The 11,522-nt window shown below is 73.3% G+C and carries 8 protein-coding genes; 2 read left to right on the forward strand and 6 right to left on the reverse strand.

Going from position 1 to position 11,522, the window contains the following annotated elements; all coding sequences use genetic code 11:
• Positions 1-114: 114 nt before the first annotated feature.
• The 3 genes from ffh to O4J56_RS18400 form a co-directional block, all read right to left on the reverse strand.
• The gene (gene ffh, locus O4J56_RS18390; protein WP_270687217.1) at positions 115-1,707 is read right to left on the reverse strand and encodes a signal recognition particle protein; all 1,593 of its coding nucleotides are present in this window, start codon (positions 1,705-1,707) and stop codon (positions 115-117) included.
• A 103-nt stretch (positions 1,708-1,810) separates the two neighbouring features.
• On the reverse strand, positions 1,811-3,106 hold the full coding sequence (locus tag O4J56_RS18395; RefSeq protein WP_270687218.1) for a hypothetical protein: 1,296 nt from the start codon (positions 3,104-3,106) through the stop codon (positions 1,811-1,813).
• A gap of 423 nt (positions 3,107-3,529) precedes the next feature.
• A complete protein-coding gene (locus tag O4J56_RS18400; RefSeq protein ID WP_270687219.1) occupies positions 3,530-4,855 on the reverse strand; it encodes an ammonium transporter in 1,326 nt (441 codons plus the stop codon).
• Between the two features lie 376 nt (positions 4,856-5,231).
• On the opposite strand from O4J56_RS18400, the gene O4J56_RS18405 reads away from it, so the two are divergent.
• Positions 5,232-6,200 carry an ABC transporter ATP-binding protein gene (locus O4J56_RS18405; RefSeq protein WP_270687220.1) on the forward strand — a complete coding sequence of 323 codons (969 nt, stop codon included), beginning with the start codon at positions 5,232-5,234 and terminating at the stop codon, positions 6,198-6,200.
• Between the two features lie 3 nt (positions 6,201-6,203).
• A complete protein-coding gene (locus tag O4J56_RS18410; RefSeq protein ID WP_270687222.1) occupies positions 6,204-6,995 on the forward strand; it encodes an ABC transporter permease subunit in 792 nt (263 codons plus the stop codon).
• 75 nt (positions 6,996-7,070) lie between these two features.
• Here O4J56_RS18410 and ftsY read toward each other — a convergent pair whose 3' ends face one another.
• The 3 genes from ftsY to O4J56_RS18425 all read right to left on the reverse strand — a co-directional run bounded on the left by ftsY (position 7,071) and on the right by O4J56_RS18425 (position 10,438).
• Positions 7,071-8,246 carry a signal recognition particle-docking protein FtsY gene (gene ftsY, locus O4J56_RS18415; protein WP_270687224.1) on the reverse strand — a complete coding sequence of 392 codons (1,176 nt, stop codon included), beginning with the start codon at positions 8,244-8,246 and terminating at the stop codon, positions 7,071-7,073.
• A 211-nt stretch (positions 8,247-8,457) separates the two neighbouring features.
• Positions 8,458-9,489 carry a FecCD family ABC transporter permease gene (locus O4J56_RS18420; RefSeq protein ID WP_270687225.1) on the reverse strand — a complete coding sequence of 344 codons (1,032 nt, stop codon included), beginning with the start codon at positions 9,487-9,489 and terminating at the stop codon, positions 8,458-8,460.
• 4 nt (positions 9,490-9,493) lie between these two features.
• Positions 9,494-10,438 carry an ABC transporter substrate-binding protein gene (locus O4J56_RS18425; protein WP_270687227.1) on the reverse strand — a complete coding sequence of 315 codons (945 nt, stop codon included), beginning with the start codon at positions 10,436-10,438 and terminating at the stop codon, positions 9,494-9,496.
• Between the last annotated feature and the right edge of the window lie 1,084 nt (positions 10,439-11,522).

Genomic DNA, 11,522 nt, shown 5'->3' on the forward strand with positions numbered 1-11,522 from the left:
CGGGCACCGTGAGTCGCACGATCGATTATGCCAGAGCGTGAGCACCCCCGCGTGCGTCCGCGCGGCCCGGGCGGGTCGCGCGGACGCACGCGGGGGCCGCCGCGCCGTGCGCCCCTACTTCTTCTTGCCGAAGTCGAAATCCGACAGGTCGGGCATCTTCCCGCCGCCGAGCGCGGGGGGCAGCTGCCCGCCGCCCAGCCCGGGCGGCAGGTCGGGCATCTGCTGCGGCGCGGGGCCCTCCTCCCGGCGGCGCTGCCGCTCGGCGGCCTTCTCGGCCTCCTGCTGCTTCGCCTTCATCGGGTTGCCGCTGCGCTGCTTGCCCTTCTTCGCCTTCTTGGCCTGGGCCTTGGCCTTCTTCCTGTTGCCGCCGCCCATGCCGGGCATCCCCGGCATCCCGGGCATGTTGCCGTTCTTCATCTGGCGCATCATCTTCTGCGCCTCGAAGAACCGGGTGACCAGCCCGCTGACCTCGCCCACCTCGGTGCCCGAGCCGTTGGCGATGCGCAGCCGCCGGGAGCCGTTGATGATCTTGGGGTTGTCCCGCTCGGCCGGGGTCATCGACCGGATGATCGCGGTGATCCGGTCCAGGTCCTTGTCGTCGACGCTCGCCAGCTGGTCCTTCATCTGGCCCATGCCCGGCATCATGCCGAGCAGGTTCCCGATGGGGCCGAGCTTGCGGACCATCCCCATCTGCTCGAGGAAGTCGTCGAGGGTGAAGTCGTCGTCGGAGGCCAGCGTCTTGGCCATCCTGTTGACTTCTTCTTCCTCGAAGGTGCGCTGCGCCTTCTCGATCAGGGTGAGCACGTCGCCCATGTCGAGGATGCGCGAGGCCATCCGCTCGGGGTGGAAGAGGTCGAAGTCGTCGAGCTTCTCACCGGTGGAGGCGAACATGATCGGCCGGCCGGTGATGTGCCGGATCGACAGCGCGGCACCGCCGCGGGCGTCGCCGTCGAGCTTGGTCAGCGCCACCGCGTCGTAGCCGACGCCGTCCAGGAACGCCTGGGCGGTGGCCACCGCGTCCTGGCCGATCATCGCGTCGACGACGAACAGGACCTCGTCCGGGGAGACCGCGTCGCGGATGTCGGCGGCCTGGCGCATCATCTCCTCGTCGACGCCCAGGCGGCCGGCGGTGTCGATGATGACCACGTTGTGGTTGTTGCGCTCGGCCTCCTCCAGGGAGCGGCGCGCGACCTCGACCGGGTCGCCCACGCCGTTGCCGGGCTCGGGGGCGAACACCGGGACCTTCGCGCGCTCGCCGACCACCTGGAGCTGGGTGACGGCGTTGGGCCGCTGCAGGTCGGCGGCGACCAGCAGCGGCGTGTTGCGCTGCCCGGCCAGCCACTGGCCGAGCTTGCCCGCCAGGGTGGTCTTGCCGGCGCCCTGGAGGCCGGCGAGCATGATGACGGTCGGCGGGTTCTTGGCGAACCGGATCTCCCGGGTCTCGCCGCCGAGGACCTCGATGAGCTCCTCGTTGACGATCTTGATGACCTGCTGCGCCGGGTTCAGCGCCCGGGAGACCTCCTCGCCCCGCGCGCGCTCCTTGACCTTCGCGATGAAGTCGCGGACGACCGGGAGGGCGACGTCCGCCTCCAGAAGTGCGAGACGGATCTCGCGCGCGGTCGCGTTGATGTCCTCCTCGGACAGCCGGCCCTTGCTGCGCAGCGAGCTGAAGACCGATGTCAGCCGGTCGGAAAGCGTCTCGAACACGAGTCTGGACCCGTCCTTCTCCTCGGGATTGGTCTCCTAGGTTACCCGCCCCCACAAGGCGGGGCGGGCCCAGCCGGACCCGCCCCTGCCCGCAGGAAACGGGCTAGTTGCCGCCGCCCTCGGCGGGGGACTCCTCGGCGGAGGCGTCCTCGCCGCCGGAGCCGCCGCCGGACTCCGACAGCGCCTTCTTCTGCTCCTCCAGCGCGTCGGCGACCTTCCCGGCGGACTTCTTGCTCAGGCCCTGGGTGGAGAGCACGCTCGTGGCGTTGATCTCGTAGTCCTTGGGCTCGGTGCTGGGCTCCAGCGCGTAGTCGACGGAGCAGGACATGTCCACCGTGCTCCCGGCGGCCAGCACCTCGGTGCTGTCGCACTTCTTCTCGCCCAGCTCGTCGTTCTTGAAGGTGGCGTTCATGCGGACGATGACCTTGCCCTCGCCGCCGCCGTCGGAGACGTCCTCGGCGGTGCCGGACACGGTGCACGCGCCGCCGGTCTGGCACTGCAGGTCGATCTGGCCCTGCCAGTTCAGCTCGATGCGGGCATCGCGCGAGGAGGTCAGCTCGTCCTTGGCCGCGGCGATCGCGGTGTCGTAGACGCCCTCGACGTCGGCGGCCTCGGGCTCGCTGAGGTTGAACTGCACGCGCGCGCCGGAGCCGCCCGCGTCGGCGGCGGAGGCGTCGTCGGAGGGGCTCGCCTCGCCCCCTTCCGCGTCCTCGGAGCCCTCGGAGCCGCCCTGGCCGCCGGCCGAGAGGTCCTCGATCTCCATGCGCAGGAGGGTGTAGGGCTCCTCCTCGCTGATCCAGACCCGGTTCTTCTCCCCGCCGCCCAGGTCCACGCGGTAGGCGGGGGTCCCGTCGAGGTCCTCCAGCTGGGCCTCCTCCGAGGCGGCGCCCAGCCCCTCCAGGGTGGCGGCCAGCTCGGCCGGGGCCAGCCGGGCGCCCGGGTCGAGGCCGAGCTGCTCCTTGGCGACGCGCACCCACGCCCCGGCGTACTGGTCGGAGTCGGGGTTGGCGATGTCCTGGTCGAGCCAGAACTCGTCGGGCGCCTTGAGGAACACGCGGCCCTCGGCCTCCAGGACCTCGGCCTCGTTCTCGCCCTCCTGGTAGGTCCCCTGCACGGTCCCCCCGGAGGTGACCGTCAGCGCGGCGTCGTTGACGCCCTCGTCTTCGCCGCCCGCGGCGACCTTGCCCTGGACGGCGATCGCGTCGGCGGCCTCCAGCCGCTTCAGCGCCCCCTCCAGGACCGGAGCCGCCTCGACCGGCGCGGCCTCCTCCTGCGACTGCTCCCCACCACCGGGGCGCAGGTCGCTCAGATCCAGGCTGCACCCGGCCGCGGCGAGCGCGACCGCGGCCGCCGCCGCGGCGTAGCCGAGCGGCCGCCCCGATCGCAGTCTGCTGGACATCACCGGCGCCATCTTGCCTCCAGGCCCATTGCGCTCGGCCCGGTCGCACGACTCGTGCCGGCGGGCGCACGCAGAGATTTCGGGCTGTCGTTCAGTCGGTCACGGGAGCGCGCGGGAGCCCATTCCGGCTCCGGGCGCGTACCGGAGGGCCGCTCTCCTGAGGTCTCGGCGCCGGCCGTCCGCCGGCGGCCGGCCGTCCGGCCCGTCCGTGGGTGCCAGAGTACCGAACCGCGCCATCACTCCTTGCAAACCGCGGCCCAGGATTCGCCCAGAGTCCCCGCGCCGCCCTCGCGCGGGCGGCCGGACCCGGACACACCGCTGGGCCGGCGATGGGGCGTGCCCCGTCGTCGGCCCAGCCTTGACGCGCCTCCCGGCACGGTGCCGCCGTCCGCCCCCTCGGCACTGAGGGGGCGGGTGCGCCGGCTACCGGGAGGCGACCTCCTCGCCCGGAGGCGTCGGCGAGGAGGAACCCGTCGCCTCTGCGCCCTCCAGCTCGTCGTCGAGCTCGTCGAAGGCGTAGGCGGTCTCGGAGTGCAGCTCGTGGTCGAGCCCGTTGGTCTCCACATGGACCGGGATGCGGAAGCCCATGACCAGGTCGATGAGCTTGGCGATCACCCAGGTGAGGACGAAGGAGTAGAGGGCGACGCCGACCACGGCCACCGCCTGCACCGCCAGCAGCCCGAACGAGCCGCCGTAGAGCAGGCCGTCGGCGCCGTTGGCGGCCGCCGAGGCCAGCAGGCCGATGGACAGCGAGCCGATGATGCCGCCGACCATGTGCACGCCGACCACGTCGAGCGCGTCGTCGTACTTGAACTTGTACTTCCAGCTGATGGCGTAGGCGCAGATGCCGCCGGCGAGCACGCCCACGCCGATCGCGCCGACCGGGGTGACGTCGGCCGCGGCCGGGGTGATGGCGACCAGGCCGGCGATGGCGCCGGAGGCGAAGCCCAGCGCGGTGATCTTGCCGTAGCGGATCCGCTCCACCAGCATCCAGGCGCCGGTCGCGGCGGCGGTGGCCACCTGGGTGTTGACCAGGGCCAGGGCGGCGGTGGCGTCGGCGGCGTAGGCCGATCCGGCGTTGAACCCGAACCAGCCGAACCACAGCAGGGCGGCGCCGAGCAGGACGAACGGCAGGTTGTGCGGCTTCATGGACTCCGACCCGAAGCCCTTGCGGCGGCCCAGGACCATGGTGAGGGCGAGCGCGGCGGCGCCGGCGTTGATGTGCACGGCGGTCCCGCCGGCGAAGTCGATCACCTCGGCGCCGCCGATGGTGATGTCGCCGACCCAGCCGCCGCCCCATACCCAGTGCGCGACGGGGAAGTAGACCAGCAGCGACCAGACCGGGACGAACAGCAGCCAGGCGCCGAACTTGGCACGGTCGGCGATGGCGCCGCTGATCAGGGCGACGGTGATGACCGCGAACATCATCTGGAACCCGGCGTCGACCAGGAGCGGGTAGCCGCCCTCCGGGTCGACCTCGCCGATCATGCTGGACAGTCCGGCGTCGCTGAGCCCGCCGATGAAGGGCGTGAGGGGGCCCGAGCCCTCCCCGTAGGCGAGGCTGTGGCCGACCAGCACCCACAGGACGCTGACGATCGCGATGCTGGCGAAGCTCATCAGCATCATGTTCAGCACGCTCTTGGCGCGCGACATGCCTCCGTAGAAGAAGGCCAGTCCCGGCGTCATGAGCATGACGAGGGCCGCACTCACCAGCAGCCAGGCCGTCGTGCCCGTGTCGAGCCCTTCCATGGTCGCCTCCAAGCAGGGGATGGGGGATGTGTACGTACTCCTCGGTGATGCGAGCACGTCGTCGGGCCCGGCGCGTTCACCTCGACCGATACCTTCGGCCCGGGGTGTTTCCCGGTGGATGTGCGGATGTTGCGGGCGCGTAAAGCATCTGGTCGGACGGTTACATCCGCGTGTCACGGCCGGGCGGGGGCGCGTGAGGGCGGGGGCGCGGCCGTTAAGGGGCCGTCAACGGATATGGCGCGCGTTCATCCAGCTCAGCTACGGTGCAAGGTATAGGGAAAGTTCGATATTTTCTGAATATCTTGCGCCTCTGGAGGCGCGCCCGCACCGCGGCGCCCACGGGCGGCCGCGGCGCGGGTCCGGAAAGCGAGCCGTGATGACCGCAGTCGGCCGGGCGGGTGTGGGCCCCTCCCCCGCCATCGAGATCAGCGGGCTGACCAAGAGCTACGGGCGCCACCGCGCACTCGGCGGGGTGGACCTGCGGGTGCGTGAGGGCGAGGTGTTCGGCTTCCTCGGGCCGAACGGCGCCGGGAAGACGACCACGATCCGGGTGCTGCTCGACCACATCCGGCGCGACGCCGGGGAGGTGTCGGTCCTGGGGCGCGACCCGCGCACCGACGGGGTGGCGCTGCGGCGCGAGGTCGGCTACCTGCCCGGGGAGCTGTCCATGACCAGTCGGCGCCCGGCACGGGACATGCTCGCCTTCTATGCGCGGTTGCGCGGGGGCGTCCCCCGCGCGCACATCGACGAGCTGGCCGCGCGGCTCGACCTGGACCTCAAGCGGCCGGTCCGCGGGCTGTCCAAGGGGAACAAGCAGAAGGTGGGGCTGGTGCAGGCGTTCATGCACCGGCCGCGGCTGCTCATCCTGGACGAGCCCACCAGCGGCCTCGACCCGCTGCTCCAGCAGGAGTTCCTGGCGATGGTCCGCGAAGCGCGCGAGGCGGGCACCACCGTGTTCATGTCGTCGCACGTGCTGAGCGAGGTGCACGACGCCGCCGACCGGGCGGCGATCATCCGCGACGGGCGGATCGTGGCGACCGAGGACATGGACGCCCTGCGCGCGCGGGCGGTGCACGAGTTCTCCATCCGGTTCGCCGAACCGCTGGGCCCCGGGGACGCGGCCGAGTTCTCGGCGCTGGACAACGTCCGCGAAGTGCGGGCCGACGGCGACCAGCTCACCTGCAGGGTCGAGGGGAGCCCGGACGCGCTGGTCAAACTGGCCGCCCGCAGGACGGTGCTGCTGCTGTCGGCCGTCGAGCCCGACCTGGAGGAGCTGTTCTTCACCCACTACAACAACGGGGCGCAGGACGCCGGGACGCGGGACGCTTCGGGCGGGGAGGGCTGAGCGATGGCGGGAGAGGTCTTCCGGCGCTTCCTGGGCGACCACCGGCGCGGGCTCGTCGGCTGGTCGGTCGCCGTGGCGGCGGTCACGGCGATGTACAGCTCCTTCTGGCCGACGATGGCCGACACCACGGACCTCATGGAGCAGTACGTGGACGCGATGCCGGGGTTCGCCGAGGCCATGGGGTGGTCGGACATGACCACCCCGGAGGGCTACATCGACGGGACGGTGCTGCTGCTGGTGCCGATCCTGATGATGGTGGCGGCCGTGGGGATCGGGGCGCGGGCCGTCGCGGGCGACGAGGAGGAGGGCGCCCTCGAACTCGTCATGGCCTACCCGGTGGGCCGCACCTCGCTGCTGCTGCAGCGGTTCGCCGCGACGGCCGTCTACACCGGCGTCCTCGGCACGGTGATGTTCCTCGTCCTGCTGGGGCTGTCCCCCGTGCTCGACCTGGACATCGGCGCGGGGCACCTGGCGGCGGCGTGCCTGGCGACCGCGCTGAACGCGCTCTGCTACGGGACGGCGGCGTTCGCCATCGGCGCGGCGACGGGGCGGAGGTCCCTCGCCATCGCGGGCGGGGCGGCGCTCGCCGTGATCGGCTATCTGGGCAACACCTTCGCGCTGACCATCGAGGACCTGGAGTGGATGCGGTTCGGGTCCGCGTTCTACTACGCGCTCGACCCCGATCCGCTGGTGAACGGGGTGGACCCCGGGTACACGGCGGTGCTGGTCGCCGCGCCGGCGGTGCTCGTCGCGCTGGGCGCCGCGGTCTTCGGCCGCCGGGACGTCCTGGTGTGAACGGAGAGGGCCGCCCCGCCCGGGAGGACCCGGGCGGGGCGGCCCCGTGTCTGGGCGACGGCGGCGCCGGGGCCGCTACGCCTCCTCCAGGAGGGCGTCGACGAACTCCTCCGGGTCGAACGGCGCCAGGTCGTCGGGCCCCTCGCCCAGGCCCACCAGCTTGACCGGGACGCCCAGCTCGCGCTGGACCTGGATGATGATGCCGCCCTTGGCGGTGCCGTCCAGCTTGGTCAGGACGATGCCGGACACGGCCACGGCCTCGGCGAACACCCGCGCCTGGCGCAGGCCGTTCTGCCCTGTGGTGGCGTCCAGCACCAGGAGCACGTCGTCCACCTGGGACTTCTTCTCCACCACGCGCTTGACCTTGCCGAGCTCGTCCATCAGCCCGGTCTTGGTGTGCAGGCGGCCCGCGGTGTCGACGATCACCGAGTCGGCGCCCTCGTCGACGCCGCGGGAGACGGCGTCGAAGGCGACGCTGGCCGGGTCGGCCCCCTCGTCCTTGCGGACCACCGGCGCGCCGACCCGCGAGCCCCAGGTCTCCAGCTGGTCGGCGGCGGCGGCGCGGAAGGTGTCGGCCGCGCCCAGGACCACCGACTTGCCGTCGCCCACCAGGACGCGGGCGAGCTTGCCGGTGGTGGTGGTCTTGCCGGTCCCGTTGACCCCCACGACCATGACGACGCCGGGCCGCCCCTGGTGCGGGCCGGTGTGCACGGTGCGGTCCATGTCCGGGCCGATCTGGGCGAGCAGCTCCTCGCGGAGCATCGCGCGCACCTCGTCGGGGCTGCGGGTGCCCAGCACCTTCACCTTGGTGCGTAGGCCCTCGACGATCTGCGAGGCCGACGTCACGCCGACGTCGGCGGTGATGAGGGTGTCCTCGATCTCCTCCCAGGCGTCGTCGTCGAGGGTGTCCGAGGCCAGGATGTTCAGCAGGCCCTGGCCCAGCGCCGACTGCGAGCGGGCCAGGCGGGCGCGCAGCCGCACCAGGCGGCCCGCCGACGGCGGCGGGGTCTCGATTTCCGGCGCGGCCGGGGGCGCGGGCGCCTCCGCGGGCGGCGCCTGCGGCTCGGCCCCGGCGGCGCCCGAGCGCTCGCCCTCCTCTTCGGCGGCCGGGGCGGTCGCGGTGGCGCCGGACCCCTCGGCGGGCGGGGCCTGCCTGCCCGCGCCGGGGCGGCGCGGCCGGATGAGCACGACGCCGCCGAACACGAGCAGGGCGACGACGAATACGGCAACAGCGAAGATCGTGTAGTCCATCAGTCTCCTAGCGAGGTCCCCCGACCCGCGGGCGAGAGGCGGCCCGTCTCCGGTGGCCGCCTCCCCGGCGCCGGCCGCACGGTGGTGGTCGTGATCGGCGGGGGCGCCGTCCAGTCTTCCAGACGCAGGGGCGCGATCCGGTCACGCCCGCGCCCCGTTCCGGTCGCGCGCGGCGCCGGGGACGGCGAACCGGGCGGGCGCCGCCGGGCGGTCACGCGCTCCGGTCCCGGGTGGCGCGCAGGATCATCACGAAGAACGGCGCGCCGAGGAAGGCCGTCACCACGCCCAGCGGCAGCTCGGCGGGGGCGATCACGGTGCGCGCGACCACGTCGACCAGGACCAGGAACGCGGCGCCGCACAGCAGCGACATGGGCAGGACCAGCCGGTACCCGGTGCCGACGAGGCGGCGCACCATGTGCGGCACCACGATCCCGACGAACCCGATCAGGCCGCTGACCGACACCGCGGCCGCGGTGGCCAGGGAGGCGGCGGCGATCACGGCGAGCCGCACGGCGGCGGTGTTCAGGCCCAGGCTCACCGCCTTCTCCTCGCCGAGGGCGAGGAGGTCGAGCAGCGGGGCGCAGGCCAGCATGCAGGCCGCGGCCAGCACCGCGTACGGGAGTACGGTGGCGGCCTGGTCCCAGTCGCTGCGGACCAGACCGCCCAGCACCCAGGAGAAGATCCGCTGGAGCTCCTCCGTGCGCAGCTGCTGGACCAGGGTCTGGGCCGCGGACAGGAACGAGGAGACCGCCACCCCGGCAAGGATCAGGGCGGCGGTGCCGCCCCGCCCGGCCGAGTGGCCCAGGGCGTAGGCGGCGGCCACGCCCAGCAGGGCGCCGATGAACGCCGCCGCGGGGACCACGGCGCGGGGCGCGTCGAACCACTCCGCGCCGTAGGCGATGACGACGGTGGCGCCGAGCCCGGCCCCGCCGGCCGCCCCCAGCAGGTAGGGGTCGGCCAGCGGGTTGCGGAACACCCCCTGGTAGGAGGCGCCCGCCGCGGCAAGGAGGGCGCCGACCAGGGCGCCCAGCACCACGCGCGGGAGCCGGAGCTGGACGAGCACGGCCAGCTGGCGGTCGTTGAGGGGGGACTCCACGCCGGGCAGGACCCGCGCCGCGAGGGCGTGGACGATCTGCCCGGGGGTGATGGAGGCCGCGCCCGCGGCGACGCCGACCAGCACCGCGGCGGCCAGTGCCGCCGCGGCGCCGGCCAGCCACGGCCAGGCCGTGCGCCCGCGTCCCACCGGCTCAGTCCTCCTGGGCGGCGGTCACCGCGTCGGAGACGCTCTGGACGAGGTCGACCACGCGTGGGCCCCAGCGGGAGGAGATGTCCTCGTCGAGCTGGACGACGTCGCCGTTCTCCACGGCGGTGACGGTGTCGAAGGCGGGGCGGCCCTCCAGGTCGTCCACGGCGTCGCCGCCGGGGTAGGCGAGGAAGACCAGGTCGGGGTCCTCCTCGACGACGAACTCGGAGGACAGCTGCGGGTAGCCGCCGGCCTCGGCGGCGCCGTCGGCCCCGTCGGCGATGTTGTCCAGGCCCAGCTCGGCGTAGACCTGGCCGATGAAGGTGTCGGAGGTGGCCGAGTACATCGCGTCGTCCACCTCGTGGTAGACGCTGAGCTCGGTGTCGCCGACGGCCTCGCGGGTGTCGGCGACGATGTCCTCGATCTCGCCCTGGACGCGCTCGGCCTCGGCGTCTCCCTCCTCGGCGTGGCCGGTGGCCTCGCCGAGCAGGCGCAGCTGGTCGTAGGTGTCCTGGAAGCCGGTGGCGGCCTCCAGCACCAGGACGTCGATGCCGACCTTCTCCAGCTGGTCGGCGGAGTCCTCGGCGTCGCGGGCCAGGACGACCAGGTCGGGGTCCTCCTCGGTTACGGCCTCGACATTGGGGGTGAACCCGGACAGGTCCGTGGTGGGGGCCTCCTCCGGGTAGTCCGAGTACTCGTCGGCGGCGACGACCTGGTCGCCGGCGCCCACGGCGAAGAGCATCTCGGTGGCCGTCGGGGAGAGCGAGACGATGCGCTCGGGCCGGGCGTCGAGGGTGACGTCCCCGCGCGCGTCGGCGACGGTGACGGGGAAGGCGCCCCCGGAGGAGGCGTCGGTCTCATCGGAGCCGCCGGACTCCGGGCCGCCGCAGGCGGCGAGGGCGAGCGCGGCGGGCAGGACGGCCGCCGCGGTGAAGCGTGCGATGCGCACGGGTCTCCTTCTTCGGGCAGGGGAAGCACCGAGCCCGCCGAGGCGGACTGCCCTTCCCACGAGGACAGTTGACGCCGGCACCGCACGAGGCGACCTGGCTCGTCCCGCCGGGGGGCGGGCGTCACAGTTGCGGGGCAGCGCCGGATCCGGGACGGCCGCGGCCGCCCACCCGGACTTCGCTCGCACAGTGCCGCTGACCTGGACCGCCACCGAAGACGGCCGACCAGGTCAACGTGTCCACTTTAGACGCTCCCGCCCGACCATCGGCGTCGGCACCCACGCCCCCGCCGAGAGGACCCCCGGTTCCAGCCACCACCGAGGGGGGAGAGCCCACCGGAGTGCAAGGCCGCAAGGGCGACGACGAGGAGAGGCCGGCGGCCCGTGCGGCAGCGTTGTCGGGTTCCGGGCGTGTGCATGGTCACCGCGATGGGCGACGACAGAGGTCAGCGGCCCTCAGCGCAGCGCCGTCAGGCGCAGCGCGTGTGCACGGTCACCGTGAATGGCAGCAACGGCGACAGCCGGGCGGTTCCCGGGCCCCGACTGCCGCCCGGCAGGTTCCTCGCGGTGCGGGTAGGTGGGCGGCTGGGCAGGTACCCCGCTCAAGGGCCCCGGCCGGGCGGAAGACCATCGGAGCGCGAGGTCGCAAGGGCAGCGACGACGCAGGTCAGCGACCCTCAGGGCAGCGCTGTCGGGCGCAGAGCGTGTGCGTGGTTGCCGTGATGGGCGGCGACGGCCCGAGCAGGGCGGTTCCCGGGCCTTGCCTGCCGCCCGGCAGGTTCCTCGCGGTCCGGGTGGGCGGACGGCTGAGCAGGTACCCCACTCACGGCCACCAGCCGGGCGGCCGGCCGCCGGAGTGTGAGCGGGATGGCGGCGACGATGAAGGCGGGCGGCCCATACGGCAGCGTTGTCGGGTGCAGCGCGTGTGCGTGGTCGGCGTGGCTAGCGGCAACGGGAAGGAGCCGGGCGGTTCCCGGGCCATGCCTGCCGTCCGGCGGGCCCCGGATGGTCCGGATGAGCGGGGCGGTGGGCGGGGTTCGCGCTCTTCGTCGTCCGGGGCACCTTCCGGGCGCGCACCGCGAACCCC

Source organism: Nocardiopsis endophytica (assembly GCF_027706725.1).
Classification (GTDB): domain Bacteria; phylum Actinomycetota; class Actinomycetes; order Streptosporangiales; family Streptosporangiaceae; genus Nocardiopsis_A; species Nocardiopsis_A endophytica.

Bases quoted from the DNA above. Each gene is read 5' to 3' on its own strand.
- O4J56_RS18395 (WP_270687218.1), bottom strand. From the start codon at position 3,106: ATGTCCAGCAGACTGCGATCGGGGCGGCCGCTCGGCTACGCCGCGGCG.
- O4J56_RS18400 (WP_270687219.1), bottom strand. From the start codon at position 4,855: ATGGAAGGGCTCGACACGGGCACGACGGCCTGGCTGCTGGTGAGTGCG.
- O4J56_RS18405 (WP_270687220.1), top strand. From the start codon at position 5,232: ATGACCGCAGTCGGCCGGGCGGGTGTGGGCCCCTCCCCCGCCATCGAG.
- O4J56_RS18410 (WP_270687222.1), top strand. From the start codon at position 6,204: ATGGCGGGAGAGGTCTTCCGGCGCTTCCTGGGCGACCACCGGCGCGGG.
- ftsY (WP_270687224.1), bottom strand. From the start codon at position 8,246: ATGGACTACACGATCTTCGCTGTTGCCGTATTCGTCGTCGCCCTGCTC.